The following is a 15757-nucleotide window of genomic DNA, read 5'->3' as shown; positions in this document are numbered from 1 at the left end:
GGGCCTTCCCCACGGAGAGGTTCCATGTCCACATCGTTTGTCCTGAACGGCAAGAACGTTACGCTCGATGCCGATCCCACTACCCCGCTTCTCTGGGCGATTCGCGAGAACGCGGGCCTGCACGGCACGAAGTTCGGTTGCGGCATGGCGCAATGCGGCGCCTGCACGGTTCATCTGGAAGGCGAAGCCACGCGTTCGTGCGTGCTGCCGCTCGCCGCCGTCGCGGGTAAGCGCATCACGACTATCGAAGGTATCGAAAGCCGGCCTGCGAAAGCGATCCAGGCGGCATGGGTCAAGCTGCAGGTGCCGCAGTGCGGATACTGTCAGTCTGGTCAGATCATGTCCGCGACCGCCTTGCTCGAACGCAACACCACGCCCACCGACGCCGACATCGACGCCGCGATGAACGGCAATCTGTGCCGCTGCGCGACCTACGCCCGCATACGCGCGGCCATTCACGAAGCCGCTGCCACCCTGAAGGCCTGACCATGACGACCGATCTCGATCTCCCGGATGCCGTGCGCCCGTCGCGCCGGACCTTCCTCAAAGCAGCCGGCGCAGTCGCGGCAGTCGGCCTCACCATCGGCTTCGAATGGGCGGGCACGGGCCGCCGCGCGCTCGCCGCCACGGCGCCCGAGGCGGCGTTCGCACCCAACGCCTTCCTGCGCGTCGCGCCGGACAACAGCGTGACCGTCATTGCCAAGCACGTCGAGATGGGCCAGGGCGCGTACACCGGCATCGCGACGATCGTCGCCGAGGAACTGGATGCGAACTGGCAGGACGTCCGCGTCGAAAGCGCCCCCGCTGACGCGAAGCGCTACGCGAATCTCGCGTTCGGCATGCAGGGCACGGGCGGCAGTTCGGCGATGGCCAACTCGTGGATGCAATTGCGCGAAGCCGGCGCGAAAGCGCGCGCGATGCTGGTCTCCGCCGCCGCCGCGCAGTGGCGGACGCCCGCGTCCGAGCTGACGACGCGCGACGGCAGCGTTCATCACGCGGCCACGAACCGGACCGCGACGTACGGCTCGCTCGCGTCGGCCGCGGCCCGGCTACCGGTGCCGGACAAGGTCGCGCTCAAATCACCGAAGGATTTTCGTTTGATCGGCCACCAGGCGCCGCGCGTCGACGTCCCTCCGAAAACCGACGGCACCGCGCAGTTCACGCTCGACGTGACGTTTCCCGGCATGCTGGTCGCGTTGCTGCAGCGTCCGCCTCTCTTCGGCGCGACGGTCAGATCGTTCGACGCGTCGGCTGCGAAAGCCGTGCCGGGCGTGGTTTCGGTCGTGCAGGTGCCGGGCGGCGTAGCGGTGGTCGCGAAGGGCTTCTGGGCGGCCAAGCAGGGCCGCGACGCCCTGAAGATCGAATGGGACGATTCGAAGGCCGAGAAGCGCAGCTCGGACGCGATCATGGCCGAATACCGGCAGCTCGCCGAACAGCCCGGCGCATCCGCCCGCAAGGACGGCGATGCGACGCAGGCGCTCGCGGGCGCAGCGAAGAAGATCTCCGCCACCTACTCGTTCCCCTACCTTGCTCACGCGCCGATGGAGCCGCTCGACGCCGTCGTCAAGCTCACCGCCGATAGCTGCGAGATCTGGGCCGGCGACCAGTTCCAGACCGTCGACCAGGGCAATGCCGCGCGCACGGCGGGGCTCGACCCGCAGCAGGTCAAGATTCACACGTTGTATGCGGGCGGCAGCTTCGGGCGGCGCGCGAACGCGCGGTCGGACTATATCGTCGAGGCCGTGTCGATCGCCAGGGCGCTGGGCGCGAACGGCACGCCCGTCAAGCTGCAGTGGACCCGCGAGGACGACATCCACGGCGGCTTCTACCGGCCGATGTACTTCCACAAGCTCGACGCGGGCCTGAGCGCGGACGGCAAACTGGTCGGCTGGCGGCACAGGATCGTCGGCCAGTCGATCCTCGGCGGCACGCCGTTCGCGAGCGCCATGATCAAGAACGGCATCGACGCGACTTCCGTCGAGGGAGCCGCCAACATGGCATACGCGATTCCGAACATCTCGGTCGAACTGACGACCACGCAGACCGGCGTGCCGGTGCTATGGTGGCGAGTGGTCGGCAGCTCGCACACGGCATTCGCGGTCGAGGCGTTCATTGACGAAGCCGCGCATGCAGCAGGCAAGGACCCGTTCGTGTTCCGCCGCGATCTGCTCGCGCACGAACCGCGCATGCGGGCCGTGCTCGAACTCGCCGCGCGGAAAGCGGGCTGGGACCCGGCCAAACCGTTGCCGAAAGGCCGCGGACGCGGCATCGCGGTGGCCGAGGCGTTCAAGACGTTCGTCGCGCAGGTTGCGGAAGTCTCCGTCGACAAGGACGGTAACGTGAAGATAGAGCGTGTCGTCTGCGCAGTGGATTGCGGTACGCCCATCAATCCCGACATCATCGCAGCACAGATGGAAGGCGGGATCGGCTTCGGTCTCGGCGCGGTGTTGCACAGCGCGATCACGCTGAAGGACGGCAAGGTCGAGCAGAACAACTTCGACGGCTACCAGGTACTGCGAATCGCCGAGATGCCCAAGGTCGAAGTGCATATCGTGCCCTCGGGCGAGGCGCCCACGGGTGTCGGCGAGCCGGGTGTCGCGCCAGTCGGGCCTGCGGTCGCGAATGCGATTTTTGCAGCCACCGGCGAACGGCTTCACAGCTTGCCGTTTCCGGCCGCTGCGAAGAAAAGCGCCTGACGGTCGATTCTTCCGCCCCTTTGGTGCCGAGTGTTCGGCCTGTCCTACGTAAGATGACGTCGCGAACGTTTCCATACGTGGCTCCGTTCGTGCCTCGCTCAAACGGGGTTGGAAAATCAGGCGGTAGCGTCGCTGAATGCACCGTTGACGAACGATGAGCGCGTTGAACAGCGTCGCGGTATCGGTTGCACCTTGGAACTCGCCGGAGGGCGCCGACGGCTGGCGGCACGGATCAAAGTTCAATGTTCGACTTGCCAGCGCAGCACCGGATGCGTGGCGCCGGCCGGCATCGCCCACGCGCCATCGCTGCCAAAGTTCCAGCCCACGAAGCTCTTTGGGTCGCTCATCTGCGCAGTGGTCAGTCCGTTCGAAGCGGGCAGATTCCCGCCGCTCTGGGCCTCTCCTGTCGTTTCGGTATTCCAGTACACGTCGCTGCCAAGACCGGTGCAAGATATGCAGACGCCGCCGCGCAGGGTTGAGTAGACGCCGCCTGTCGCGAACGCCTCCGATACCGTTCCGCTGTTGTCGTGTACAAGCCCGGCGGATGAGCCACGCGACGCAACCGCGTACACGATGCCAGTAGCGTAGGACTGCGATATCGTTCCCTGATTGTCATAGACCAGACCGCCACCTGCGCTGCCGTGGTAGACCCTGGCACTGCTTCCGGAACGCCCGATCGTTCCATAATTGGTGCCGACGAGGCCGCCCATCGACGTGGTCGAGAAATTGGACTGCGGGCCGATGACGCCCGACGTAAACGTATTCATAATTTTGCCGTGATTGCTCATGGCAAGAATGCCGGCGAACAGTCCGGACGGTAGTGAATATCCCGCTGACGCGTCGAGGAGGCTGACGTCGCGCACTACGGCGTTTGCGGCAATATCACTGATGAACGAGATGTCTGGATGGAGATTCGACACGCTATGCCACATGCCGTCGAACTGCCCGGTGAACGCAGTCTTGCTCGCGAAGCCGAGCGTCTTGAACGCGTAACCCGTCGCGTCGATGTCGTGGCCGAGCGCGTAGTTGCCGTTCATATCGCTCTCGATGTTCTGAAGATCCTGCGCCGTATTGACCAGCTTGTAGCCGGTGATCTGCGTAACCAGTCCACTGTAGTCGGGCGCCACCCACGCACTGTTCGCGAGCAGGGTGCCGGGCGAATAACTGCCGTTCATGTCATACAGCGCGCTCACCGTGCCGGTGCTTCGCGACCAGTCGATCGTGCCGTTGTTCGTAAGGCTGCCGCCATTGTTCACGCTCGCCGCGTCCGTGCGCAGTGTCAGCGCGCCGCTGCCCTGGTTGCTCAACGTGACGCCCGGGCTGACTGTCAGGCTATGCGCCGCGTTCAGCGCGAGCGATGCGCCGCCGGTCCATTGAATGCTTTGATCAGCAACGAGGTCGCCGCTCTGGCCGTTCGCGCCGGTGGTCGTCATCGAAATGGATGTGCCGTCGTTGAGGCTTCGCGTGAAGGAGCGCGATGCGCCGTTGTCGAACGTGTAGGTGGGCAGCCTGACGTTCCACTGACCCGCCACGACCTTCGCGAAGTCGCCCCAGAAGGTGAAGAGCCCGGTGTCCATATCGACCGTGCCGCCTTTGCCGCCCGCGTTCTTCGCGGCGATGTTGCCCGCGAGAATCACCTGTCCTCTCGGACCGGCGACGAGCCACACGTGACCGTCGCGCAAAGCGGTGCCGGTCGCGCGCAAGACGTCGGCGTTGCCGGCGAGCGCGTAGATGTTGCCATCGACGGCTTGAAGGTTCACCTGCGCCGCTTCCACTGCACCCGTGTTGACGATCGCGCCGCCGCTTGCCGTCTGCACGAACATCTGTTGCGAACTCGACGAGTCCTGCAAGAGCACCTTGTTGCCTACCGCGATCTCGGCGGTGCCGTTCGGCGCGCTGATGTTGCCGTAGTTGTCGACTTCGCTCGCGGCAATAAGCAGCACATCGCCGTTGGTCGAGCCAATGTTGCCGAGATTCACCACGCGCTGCGTCGACTGACCGGAAAACGTGAGAGGACCGCCGGCCATAAACGATTCGTTGTCGGTGTCGAGTGTCGAGGCAACGAAGCGCCCGCCTGTTGTGATTACGCCCTGCTGACCGACCACCACGCCTTGCGGGTTGATCAGATAGACACTGCCCGTTGCGTTGAGCTTGCCGAGAAGCATCGACGGCGTGCCGCCTGTTACGCGATTGAGCGTCGCGCCCGCGCCGTTGTCGATGTTGACGGTATTGGTCTTGCCGATCGAGAAACTGTTCCAGTTGATCACGCCGCGCGATGAGCCCGGTTGCGTGACGGTCAGTGTATTGCCGGAAGTCGAGATGGAGCCGCTACCGCTTACGTAGGCGCCGCCTTGCGGCAGGACGCCGGCGGCGAGCACCGGGGCGGCGCACGAAAGACCTAGAAGGCAGACGACGACGGAGACAGCAGGTAGCCTGTGCGCACCATCGGGCGCGAGCAGCGACGATGTATTGAGCGGCATATTTTCCTTTCCTGCAAAAGGATTGGGATGCCACTCGGCCCAGCGGGGTGTTTCAGGGTGTGGCCTTCAAAGCATAGACATAACCTGAGTACTTAACTAACAGCAAACTTTCAACGTTTTGCGACGTCATTCCCTGACTTTGCGCCGGATTTGACGAACTGCATATGGGCACGACAGCCACACTGGATTGCTACGAGTCGGACGACGGGAAGACGTCGTGGCGGCTGTATGAAGAGCTGTTCGAGTCGGGCGCGGTTTATCTCGAACTCACGGGCGTCGCGGTCGCCTCGAAGTCACCGCGCAGGCGCAGACCCGCCTCGTGCTGCGCCTGCCACTCGACATGGCCAAGCGTCTGGCGACCGCGAACGTTACGACCCGAAGCGGCGAGGTCGGCAGGACCTGCCACAAAATTTTCCGAAAACATTGTCGATTCCCGACCATCAGCTTCGTCGTCAGTACATACCCACTCAAAGGACCTCCTATGAAATACCTCGGATTGGCCTACTTCACCCCCGAAAGGTTTGCCGCGATGCCACCGGACGACGTCAAGGAACTGGTGAGCCGATGCCCCGCGTTGGACGAGAAGATGCGTGCTACCGGCAAGGTTCTGATTTCCGCGTCGCTTGGCGATCTGGACGGCTGGAGGACACTTCGCCCGCGCAGTGGCAAAACGCAAGTGACCGATGGACCGTACACCGAGTCGAAGGAAGTCGTGGGCGGCCTGTTTATCATCGAAGCGGATAGCCTTGACGAGGCGTTGCGCATCGCGTCCATGCACCCGGCCGCCACTCTGGGCGAAGAAGGCGGATGGGCCGTTGAACTTATCCCCATGGATTTCTACCTGGCTCGATAACGGCCGCAGCGCCTGTCTCGAGAATGAGTGGGCGCCTTTCTCCACAAACACCTTCCAGGCTTCGTCGTTTCTGCCCCGCAGTGCGCGTTCCCTATCGGACCGGGAGGAATGGCGCGCGCTGGGTCCTATCAAGCAGGTAATGCGGACCAGGTCAGGTTAGAAGGTATGACGAACGCCGACCGCAAAAGTATTGCCAGTGGGGTGCGCGCTCAGCTTGTCGTAAGAGTAGATCGCGTAGATGTCCGTCCGTTTGGACAGGACGTGGTCGTAACCGAGCTCTTCGGAGTTCCAGCAGGGTGTATCCGCGGCCTTCGTGCGGTCCATCTGAGGGCTACCAGGCGCTGGGTGAGTTGGTGATGCTACGCGTGCCTTGTCACCCCGGCGTCGGCCACTTTCGCTCGGCGGTTGCGAAGGACTCGTTGAGTTCATTGCCGCTCGCCGCGTCCTTCGTGTAATTGAACGTGCCCTCGTCGCGAATCTCATGCGCGGCGCGCAAGAAGGCGCCGAGCGCCGCGCGCGCCAGCGAGCCGCCGACGCTCACGCGGCGCACGCCCATCGATTGCAATTCATCGACGCTGAGCAGCACGCCCTGCAAGCCCATCAACACGTTGACGGGACGTTCCAGTGCGTTCACCACGGCAGCGATTTCCTCGCGCGTCTTGAGCCCCGGCGCATACAGCACGTCGGCGCCCGCTTCCTGATAGGCGAGCAGGCGGCGGATCGTGTCGTCGAGGTCCGGGCGCCCGCACAGGTAGTTCTCGGCGCGCGCGGTCAGCGTGAAGGGAAACGGCTGCGCGCGGGCCGCTTCGACCGCGGCGCGCACGCGCTCGACGGCGGTCTCGAATGGATAGATGGGCTCGTCGGCGCGGCCGGTGGCGTCTTCGATCGAGCCGCCGACCACGCCCGCCTGCGCCGCCAGGTGGATGGTCTTCGCGCACTCCTCGGGCGCGTCGCCGAAGCCGTTCTCCAGATCGGCGCTGACGGGCAGATCGGTGGCTCGCGCGATTTCGGCGAGGTGGACCATCATCTGCGCGCGGCCTACTGCGTTATCCGGCAAGCCGCGCGAAAACGCGTAGCCGGCGCTGCTGGTGGCGAGCGCCTTGAAGCCGGCCAGCGCGAGCAGCCGCGCCGAGCCGATGTCCCACGGGTTAGGAATGACGAACGCTTCTTGCGCTGCGTGCAGCGCCTGGAATTGCGCCGCTTTTTCGGCCTGGTTTTTCATCGCGGATGCCATTGAGAAGCGCCGCGCCGGCGCAAGATGCCGGCACTGCGGCGCGGGTTGCCGGGAAGTTTTGAAGCGCGGCGAGGCGATGCAATGCGCGCCGGCATCGCTCGCCGCTAACCGCGTGCCGAGGTCCGCTCAGGTTTCGAGCTTCGCGTCCATCGTGATGGTCGCGTTCAGCACCTTCGACACGGGACAGCCCGCCTTTGCGTCCGCGGTGGCTTTGTCGAACGCAGCCTTGTCGCCGCCGGGAATTTTCACCGCGACGTCCAGATGCACGGCGGTGATCGTGAAGCCGCCGCCGTCCTTGTCGAGCGAAACGGTTGCGGTCGTGCCGATACGTTCCGGCGTGATGCCCGCCTTGCCCAGTTCCGCCGACAACGCCATCGAGAAGCAGCCCGCATGCGCGGCCGCGATCAGCTCTTCCGGATTCGTGCCGATGCCGTCCGCGAAGCGCGTGGAAAACGAATATTGAGTCTCCTTGAGGACGCCGCTGTCGGTGGAAATGGAGCCCTTGCCGTCTTGCAGACCGCCTTGCCAGACTGCTGATGCCTTGCGCTTCATCGTTCTCTCCTGTTTGTGCCCTGCTTCGCACGCTGCACGACTGATCGCGAGTACCGCCGCGGCGGTCCAGCCCGAGGTTTCCGCGGCTTGAGGCGTCGGTCGCGAGTGCGGCGCTGCGTGACGGGCGCGGACGTGGACCGACCTTCATCATAGGCGGTTCCGTGTGCCAATGCCGTGAAGGTGTCCATGCGCCCGCGACGGCCTGGCGCGATACGGCCGCCAAGCCGTCACGCTGCCGACGAAAAAAACTATTCGGCGAACGGCAGATTCTGTTGCCCGTTGGCGCGCATGTCGAACACGTTGAGCGTCATCGCGACGAGCGCGTAGTAGCCGAGAAGCCCGACGAGATTGATCACGACCTCATGCCCGAAGCGCGCGAGCGCCCTCGCATACGTCGCGTCGGACACGCGCTTCGTGTCGTACAGTTCGCTTGCGAAGTCGTAGATAAGCGCGTCGTCCGCGTCTTCGAAGTCGGGCTGCAGTCCGTTGCGGATCGCTTCCGCGTCGGCTTCGCGCACGCCCGCTTCGAGCGCAATCGGATAGTGGATGTACCACTCGGCCTGCGCCTGCCAGCGCGCCGCCGTCACGAGAATCCCGAGTTCGGACAGACGCAGCGGCAAGCCCGTGCGATAGCGGCAGAACGCGCCCAGGCGCTGCGCCTGCTGCGCGAGTTCCGGGCTATGAATCCAGCCGAGAAACGGTCCGTTCAGGTTGCCGCGCGGCCCGGACAAAATCTCGTCGAGAACGGCCTTTTGTTCGGGCGTCGCATCGGATAGCTGGAAGGCGGGCAGGCGCTCGGTCATGGTGGTCTTTCTCTCTCTGGTGAAAATGAAGGCAATCGCAGCGGACGATTGCAACCGCGGCGGGCGGGGCCTGCGCTCAGATCGCGGCCAGCGCGCCGTCGATCGCATCGGCGAGGCGGCTCACGATTTCGTCGATGTCGCGCGCGGTGCAGATAAACGGCGGCGCGAGCAGCACATGATCGCCGATCTTGCCGTCGACCGTGCCGCCCATCGGATACACCATCAAGCCGCGCGCGAATCCTTCGCGGCGAATCGCGGCATGCAGCTTCAGGCTTGCGTCGAAAGGCGCCTTGGTCTCGCGGTCGCTGACCAGTTCGACGCCGACAAAAAGCCCGCGCCCGCGCACGTCGCCGATATGCGGATGCTTCGCATAGTGCTCGCGCAACAGCCCGCGCAATTGCTCGCCGCGCGCGAGAACGTTGGGCAAGAGCTTGTCGTCGGCGATCACGCGCTGCACTTCGAGCGCGGCGGCGCACGCGGTCGCGTGACCGATGTACGTGTGGCCATGCTGAAAAAAGCCCGTTCCGCCGACAATAGCCCGATAGATCCGCTCGCTCACGAGCACAGCGCCGATCGGCTGATAACCGGCGCCAAGTCCCTTGGCGATGGTCAGGACGTCCGGCGCGACGCCGTCTTCCTCGCATGCGTACAGGTAGCCGGTGCGGCCCATGCCCGACATGATTTCGTCGAGAATCAGCAGCACGCCATAGCGGTCGCACACCGCGCGAATCTTGCGGAAGTACTCGCGCACCGGCGGCACCGCGCCCGCCGTCGCGCCGACCACTGTCTCCGCGACGAAAGCCGCCACCGAATCGGCGCCGAGTTCGAGAATCTTCTGCTCGAGTTCATTGGCGAGGCGCTGGGCGAATTCGATGTCGGTTTCGTCCGCGCGCTGCTCGCGATATGCGTAACACGGGCTCACGTGATGCGCTTCGATCAGCATCGGCAGGAACGGCTCGCGCCGCCACGCGTTGCCGCCAATCGCGAGCGCTCCGAGCGTGTTGCCGTGATAACTCTGCCGCCGCGCGATGAAATGACGCCGGCCCGGCTCGCCCTTTTCGACGAAGTATTGCCGCGCGAGCTTCAGCGCGGCCTCGATTGCCTCCGAGCCGCCCGACACGAAATACACGTGCTCGAGACCTTGCGGCGCGGCGGCGACGAGCCGGTCCGCGAGTTCCTCGGCGGGCTGCGTCGTGAAGAACGACGTGTGCGCGTAGGGCAACTGTTGCGCCTGCCGTTTGATCGCGTCGATCACGCGCTGGTTGCTGTGGCCGAGGCACGACACGGCGGCGCCGCCCGATGCGTCGATATAGCGCTTGCCGGTGGAGTCGATGATCTCGATGCCGTCGCCGGCAACGGCAATCGGCAACGACTGCTTCGGCGAACGATGAAATACGGTGGACATGGCTTTCACTTATGAAGAATGGCGGCGCTCGATGAGGAAGCGGACTGAGGCGCCGTGCGGGGAATGAACGTGTCGAAGACGCGCTGGCCGTCGCGCACGACCTGCATCGACACGCCTGCATTGCCGATTTCGAAGAGCGCGGTGGCCAACGTGTTTTCGTCGTCGGGATCGGAGGGATCGTCGCGATAGACCGGCAAGCCCGCAGCCGCGCGATCGTGCAGCATGGCCAGCAACGCGTCTCCATTCAGCGGACCGGCCGCGGCGCGCAACAGCGCATCCACGCGAAGCTGCCTGTCGCGAGACGACTCGGTGACGATCTGCGCCTGCGTTTCGCAGCCCGCGTGAATCATATGGTTCGCGTGACCGGCGCGCGTGCCGACGCTTTGCACCGAGCAGCGCTGCGCGGTGGCCTCAACGCTGAACACGCGCGGGTCTCCGGTGCAACCGAGCGTGTGATGAAAGCCGCTCGCAGCCGGCGCAGTGCGCAGCGTGTGCAGCGCTTCGTCGAGCGAGCCGGCGTCGAGAACGGCCCGCGCCAGAATCATGCGCGGCACGCCGACCGTGGGCGTGCGAATACGCAAGTTGTTGATCGTCTGCACGAGGCCGGCGCGGTTCGCCGCGAACGTATGTCCGGGCAGCGAGCCTGGGTAATAGAAGCTCACGAAGCCCGGCTTGCCGATGGGCTGCACGTCGACCAATACACAGCGCTCGCGCAGGAAAGGATCGCCGTCTTCGTTATGGGCGATGAGGCGTGCATCGGCTCCAATGGCGGCGAGCGTCGTGCAGCCGTCGGGCACGTGATGAATCAGTTCGCCACGGCAGTTCCATAGCAGGACGTCTTCGACAGGCCAGCGCAGGCCCGCCGCCATGCCCTCCAGTTCGGTCAGCAACGCTGGAAAGTGGACACGGGCCGCGTCGCGCAGCGCCGCTACGAAGGACGCGCCGCGCCATCGGCTGACCGCGCGCCACGCGCTGCTTTGTGCCATGTAATCGGCGAACACGGGCCTTGCCAGTTCGCCGAGGGCGTAGCCGATTTCATACGGCTCGCCTTTTATCTCCACTACTTGCAGATTTCGCATGAATCGCACCGCTCCCGCTCACTCAACAATCGGTACGCATTTATACGTTGAAACAACATTTGTTGTCAAACAGGATAAAACGACACCACCGGTCGTCGAGGAACGGAAATCAAGGCACGTAAGCGCCCTTCGCGTGCAGCGATTGTTCGGCGATGCCGAGTTGCTCGACGGCGTCGGCGCCTTCGAGTGCGAGCAGATGCGCGACCAGCGATTCGGCGATCGCCGTGGCCGCCACGAGCGACGGAAAGAACGAGGGGCTTTCGTGCGAGAAGATCAACACCTTGTCCGCATTGAGCGCGATGGGCGACACGGCACTGTCGGTGATCGCAATGAGCTTGCTGCCCTTTTCGAGCGCGGCTTCGGCGACGCGCGCGGCTTCGACGGAATACGGCGCGAAACTGATCACGATGGTGGCGCTGTCGCGCTCCACGGTGCGCAGTTGCATTTCCAGCGTGCCGGCCTCGCCGTTGAGCAGCGACACCGACGAGCGGAAGAACCGGTAGCCGTACACGAGCCCGAAGGCGACGGAGTAGCACGAACGGAAACCGGCGACATGAACATGCGGCGCGCGTCGCAAGAGCCGCGCCGCCTCGACGATTGCGCGGCCGTTGTGCGCCGCGGTGACTTCGAGATTGTGCTGCTGCGCGACGAGCAGATCATTGGCGAGCGCGTCTTTCGATTTGACGAGCGAGCGCGCGCGGCTTGTCAGCGGCTCGGGCCGCGTGCGCACGCGTGCGACGAACAGGTTGCGCAATTCGTTCCAGCCAGGAAAGCCGAGCTGCTGCGAAAGACGCACGAGCGACGCCGGCTGCACCTGCGCGCGCTCGGCGACTTTGCGCATCGACGAGACCGCGACTTCGTCCGGATGATCGAGCAGGAAGCCCGCGCCCATCTGGAATTGCGGACTCAGTTCGGAGAAGCGCGCCCGGATCAGGGCGGCGAGCTGGTCGAAACTGTCTGGCATGCGATGGTCCGGCGAAGGGTTGTAGAGGCGACAACAAATGTTACCACCGGGGGGTGGGGCTGAAGCACGGTGGGGGGTGCGGTGATGGCTCGCAAACAATACCTGTCCGGTCGCAATGCAAGTTGTCCCAGCAAAACTTCGCAAAATCAACTGGCCTAGGGGTCGCCAGATCAGACCAGGATTCGAAATCCAAACTGGCCTGAGTGCCGTAGCTCGTTGATTCGAAAGCACGCCTTCCGAGCGGACAGTGACGCACCCAAACATGTACCAAACTACGCCGCACGGCTGTTGCACTGTTTACAAGCGAGAGCACGATCGTCGAACGGAAATTCTGCCAACGCCAACCGCCGTGCAACCAATAGGTTAGGCCAAAGCGCTTGCAAACAAAACTGGCCTGCGAGGAAGTCCTATAACCTACTGATTTGCAGATCGACACTCTCAATATTGTCTTTTCACGATGTCGGCGGTCAGCAAGGGCTGAACCCGGAGCTAACGTCGTTGGACAACCGGATGAGCTCGTCAATCACCACTCTGACTCGTGGTTGAACATATTTTGTTCTCGGCCAGATGACATGAACCGGCATCTCTCCACCAGACCATTCCCTGAGGATTTCAATCAGGTCCCCGTTGCGCAGATGCGCACCTACAAGCCAAGTTGGAAGCTGAGCCACTCCGCAACCTGCTACCGCAGCATTGAGCATCGCTTCACCGTCTCCCCACTCATGCCGCGCTCTTACCGGCGTGAGCTCAAACTCGCCAGCGTCATTTCGAAGCAGCCACGCGGACCGGCGACTTCGTTGCAACCCCGCAATACAGTCGTGATTCAGAAGCAGGTCTGCCTTGTCTTTAGGTCGCCCGTGTTCTCGAAAGTATCGAGGTGAGGCGCAAATCACAAGACGCTGTTGTCCGAGTCGTCGCGCGGCAATGTCAGCGTCATCCTTCAATTGGCCGATTCGAACTGCAACATCGACTCCTTCGGCGATAAGGTCGACCAGCCGTTCACTGAAATTCGCCGAAATGTCCAGCCGAGGATAGCGGCGCGAAAGTTCGAGCAGCGACGGAAGCACGTGACGCCGGCCAAAGGTGGCCGGCAACTCAATTCTGACTCGACCCACCGGCTCCTGGTGCCCTGTGGCCAAAAAGCTCTCCGTCTCGTCCAAATCCTCGAGCACGCGCAGACAGCTGGCCAGGTAAGCCTCTCCTTCGTTCGTTAGGGTGAGACGCCGCGTGGTTCGATGAACCAGCTTGGCCCCAATACGTCCCTCTAGCCGAGTGACGGCCTTGCCGACCGCGCTGCTGGTCAAACCAAGCCGAGCGCCGGCTGCGGTGAAGCTCCCCTGTTGGGCTGACAGGACGAACTCGCTGAGTCCATCGAATCTATCTTTCGACATCGTTTAAGAATCGAGGGATGAAGTAAGTGGAATTTTAGGCGGTTACTGGCCTTTTCGGACGAAATTAGAATGGAGGCAACATGGAGAACACGTATGAACGCCAACGTTGAGCAGGGCTTAAGCCGCGCCCAGCTTTCGGAGCAGCCCGCTTATGCGCGGCTCTTTTCGCGACAGAAGTTGACCGTCGGCCTGATTCTGCCGCTTGAAACCCATCCCGACAGGCCGGCGCCGACGATGCGAGACCACGTTATGATGGCTCGGAAAGCCGATAATCTCGGCTTTGCTGCCCTCTGGATGCGCGACGTCCCGTTCTATGACCCAGACTACGGCGATGTTGGTCAGGTCTTCGACCCCATCCCATACATCGCCTATCTCGCTGCCTTCACTCAGAAGATAGCGCTGGGGACAGCAGGAATTGTCCTGCCAATGCGCGAGCCGTTGATTCTTGCCAAGCAGATAGCTTCGCTTGACCAGCTGTCGGGCGGGCGCATGGTCTTGGGGCTCTCGTCTGGCGACCGCCCGGCCGAGTACCCTCTCTTCGGCATCGACTTCGACTCGAGAGGCGAGCGCTTCCGTGATGCTTTTGATGTCTTCACGAAAGTACTGCAGGAGGACTTTCCCCGGTTCTCTTCGCTTAGATTCGGAAGCTCGAGTGGGACGCACGACCTTGTACCGAAGCCACCATTCGGTAGGACGCCGACTGTTGCAATCGGGCGAGCACAACAAAGCCTGGCCTGGATTGCTGAGAACATGGACGGACTCATTGGCTCCTCGCCGGTGCCCGAACGGCTGCCATCATTCGCGAAACAATGGCACGTTCAGGTTGAAGAGACATGCGGCTCCGGACAATTCAAGCCTCTTGGTATAGGTGGCTTCCTCGACCTGGTAGAGGACCAGAATGAGCCGCTTATCCGCACGCGCGGCGGATTTCGAGCCGGGAGCAAGGGCCTTGCGAACTTTCTGCACGATGCTCAAGCGGCAGGCGTAAATCATATCGCGCTCAATCCCAAGGTTAGTCGCCGCCCGTATGCCGAGCTGATGGATGAGCTCGCTTCGGAAGTTCTTCCGCACTTCCCTTCGCACTAACGAAGTGCATCCGAGAGCACGCTAACTCCCGGACACGGTCGCACAAACCCATCTATGAAAACCATTTTTGAACCATTCAATCTCTCTGGCACCGCACTAAAGAATCGCATCGTCATGGCTCCGCTCACGCGAGCACGCGCGACGCGCGAAGTCGCTGATGAACGCATTGCCCTCTATTACACGCAGCGCGCGACTGCTGGTCTAATTGTCAGTGAAGGCACATCGATTTCGCGAGAAGGAACGGGTTATCTCTTCAACCCAGGCATTTACACGCCGGAGCAAGTTGCCGGCTGGCGCCTGACTACCAATTCCGTTCACGCCGCCGGTGGAAAGATTTTCGCGCAGCTCTGGCACGTCGGTCGCGTTTCCCACCCTTCGATTCAGCACGATGGGAAGGCCCCCGTCAGCGCCAGTTCCAAACAGGCAGTGAACGCGAAGGCCTTCGCCTACGACGATAGCGGGAAGCCCAACTCCGTAGACACGCCCACGCCTCGTCAGCTCGAGACGCAGGAAGTTCGGCGTATCGTCCAAGATTTCGCTCGGGCTGCCGAGAATGCTATGAAGGCGGGGTTTGACGGAGTCGAAATTCATGGCGCGAACGGCTATCTGTTCGAGCAGTTCATGAACCCGCTCGTCAATGACCGGAGCGATTGCTACTCAGCCAACAACATTGCGAATCGGTTGCGCTTCACCCTCGAAGTCATCGATGCCGTTGCTGGACGTATCGGTGTTGAGCGGGTCGGCATTCGAATTTCCCCCTACGGCAAGCTATTCGACATGCCCTTCTATCCGGCCATTGATGCGACATACACTGAGCTCTGCCGCGAAATCGGGAAGCAAAAGCTCGCGTATGTTCACGTCATGAATCAGTCTGGATACTCGCGCCTGGACAACGCTCTAGAACCGGAAGCCGAGTCAGGATTTATGGACCTCCTGCGTCTCATGAAAGGCCATCTGCCGCATACTGCGCTCATTCTTGCAGGGGGTATGTCGCGAGAACTTGCGGAGGAATCGATTGACGATGACGTCATCGACCTCGTCGCATTCGGCGCAGCATTCATCAGCAACCCCGACCTCGTTGCCCGTCTTCAGAATGATTGGCCACTGAGCCCCGCAAATCCGGCGACCTTCTATGGTGGCGGCGCAGAGGGTTACGTGGATTACGCTCCCTACGTTCCATCTTGAAGGCAATCGTGGCGCCAGATGCGAGGGTT

The 15757-nt window shown here is 62.9% G+C and carries 13 protein-coding genes and 1 pseudogene; 5 read left to right on the top strand and 9 right to left on the bottom strand.

Features of this window, described 5'->3' with window-relative positions; translation table 11 throughout:
• Nucleotides 1–24: 24 nt before the first annotated feature.
• Both P0D87_RS04760 and P0D87_RS04755 read left to right on the top strand, forming a co-directional pair.
• Nucleotides 25–486, top strand: coding sequence for a (2Fe-2S)-binding protein (locus P0D87_RS04760; RefSeq protein WP_029965711.1), 462 nt, complete (start codon nt 25–27; stop codon nt 484–486).
• Nucleotides 487–488: 2 nt separating this feature from the next.
• On the top strand, nt 489–2696 hold the full coding sequence (locus P0D87_RS04755; protein ID WP_006046915.1) for a xanthine dehydrogenase family protein molybdopterin-binding subunit: 2208 nt from the start codon (nt 489–491) through the stop codon (nt 2694–2696).
• 239 nt (nt 2697–2935) lie between these two features.
• Here the strand turns inward: P0D87_RS04755 and P0D87_RS04750 are convergent, their stop codons facing one another.
• A complete protein-coding gene (locus tag P0D87_RS04750; RefSeq protein ID WP_053859200.1) occupies nt 2936–5176 on the bottom strand; it encodes a two-partner secretion domain-containing protein in 2241 nt (746 codons plus the stop codon).
• Between the two features lie 481 nt (nt 5177–5657).
• Here P0D87_RS04750 and P0D87_RS04745 point away from each other — a divergent pair, with 481 nt between their 5' ends.
• A complete protein-coding gene (locus tag P0D87_RS04745; protein WP_029965714.1) occupies nt 5658–6029 on the top strand; it encodes a YciI family protein in 372 nt (123 codons plus the stop codon).
• 156 nt (nt 6030–6185) lie between these two features.
• On the opposite strand, the pseudogene P0D87_RS04740 reads toward P0D87_RS04745, so the two are convergent.
• The 8 genes and pseudogenes from P0D87_RS04740 to P0D87_RS04705 form a co-directional block, all read right to left on the bottom strand.
• Nucleotides 6186–6302: pseudogene (locus tag P0D87_RS04740) on the bottom strand (porin); the annotation flags it as partial.
• A 100-nt stretch (nt 6303–6402) separates the two neighbouring features.
• Nucleotides 6403–7251 (bottom strand): isocitrate lyase/PEP mutase family protein, encoded by an 849-nt coding sequence (locus P0D87_RS04735; protein WP_053859201.1) that lies wholly within the window; start codon nt 7249–7251, stop codon nt 6403–6405.
• 138 nt (nt 7252–7389) lie between these two features.
• Nucleotides 7390–7815 (bottom strand): OsmC family protein, encoded by a 426-nt coding sequence (locus P0D87_RS04730; protein WP_029965723.1) that lies wholly within the window; start codon nt 7813–7815, stop codon nt 7390–7392.
• A gap of 248 nt (nt 7816–8063) precedes the next feature.
• Nucleotides 8064–8618 (bottom strand): carboxymuconolactone decarboxylase family protein, encoded by a 555-nt coding sequence (locus P0D87_RS04725; protein WP_053859202.1) that lies wholly within the window; start codon nt 8616–8618, stop codon nt 8064–8066.
• A gap of 76 nt (nt 8619–8694) precedes the next feature.
• The gene (locus tag P0D87_RS04720) at nt 8695–10023 is read right to left on the bottom strand and encodes an aspartate aminotransferase family protein (RefSeq protein WP_053859203.1); all 1329 of its coding nucleotides are present in this window, start codon (nt 10021–10023) and stop codon (nt 8695–8697) included.
• A 5-nt stretch (nt 10024–10028) separates the two neighbouring features.
• Nucleotides 10029–11102: a C45 family autoproteolytic acyltransferase/hydrolase gene (locus P0D87_RS04715; RefSeq protein ID WP_053859204.1), complete on the bottom strand. Its 1074-nt coding sequence runs from the start codon at nt 11100–11102 to the stop codon at nt 10029–10031.
• Nucleotides 11103–11211: 109 nt separating this feature from the next.
• Nucleotides 11212–12066 carry a MurR/RpiR family transcriptional regulator gene (locus tag P0D87_RS04710; RefSeq protein WP_006046906.1) on the bottom strand — a complete coding sequence of 285 codons (855 nt, stop codon included), beginning with the start codon at nt 12064–12066 and terminating at the stop codon, nt 11212–11214.
• Between the two features lie 467 nt (nt 12067–12533).
• The gene (locus P0D87_RS04705) at nt 12534–13457 is read right to left on the bottom strand and encodes a LysR family transcriptional regulator (RefSeq protein ID WP_053859205.1); all 924 of its coding nucleotides are present in this window, start codon (nt 13455–13457) and stop codon (nt 12534–12536) included.
• 93 nt (nt 13458–13550) lie between these two features.
• Here P0D87_RS04705 and P0D87_RS04700 point away from each other — a divergent pair, with 93 nt between their 5' ends.
• Nucleotides 13551–14543, top strand: a complete 993-nt coding sequence (locus tag P0D87_RS04700; protein ID WP_053859206.1) for an LLM class oxidoreductase — start codon at nt 13551–13553, stop codon at nt 14541–14543.
• Nucleotides 14544–14597: 54 nt separating this feature from the next.
• The gene (locus P0D87_RS04695) at nt 14598–15728 is read left to right on the top strand and encodes an alkene reductase (protein ID WP_053859207.1); all 1131 of its coding nucleotides are present in this window, start codon (nt 14598–14600) and stop codon (nt 15726–15728) included.
• The last annotated feature ends 29 nt before the right edge of the window (nt 15729–15757 follow it).

Source organism: Paraburkholderia sp. RL17-368-BIF-A (assembly GCF_046054045.1).
Classification (GTDB): domain Bacteria; phylum Pseudomonadota; class Gammaproteobacteria; order Burkholderiales; family Burkholderiaceae; genus Paraburkholderia; species Paraburkholderia graminis.
This window is presented reverse-complemented; position numbering and strand designations above follow the sequence as displayed.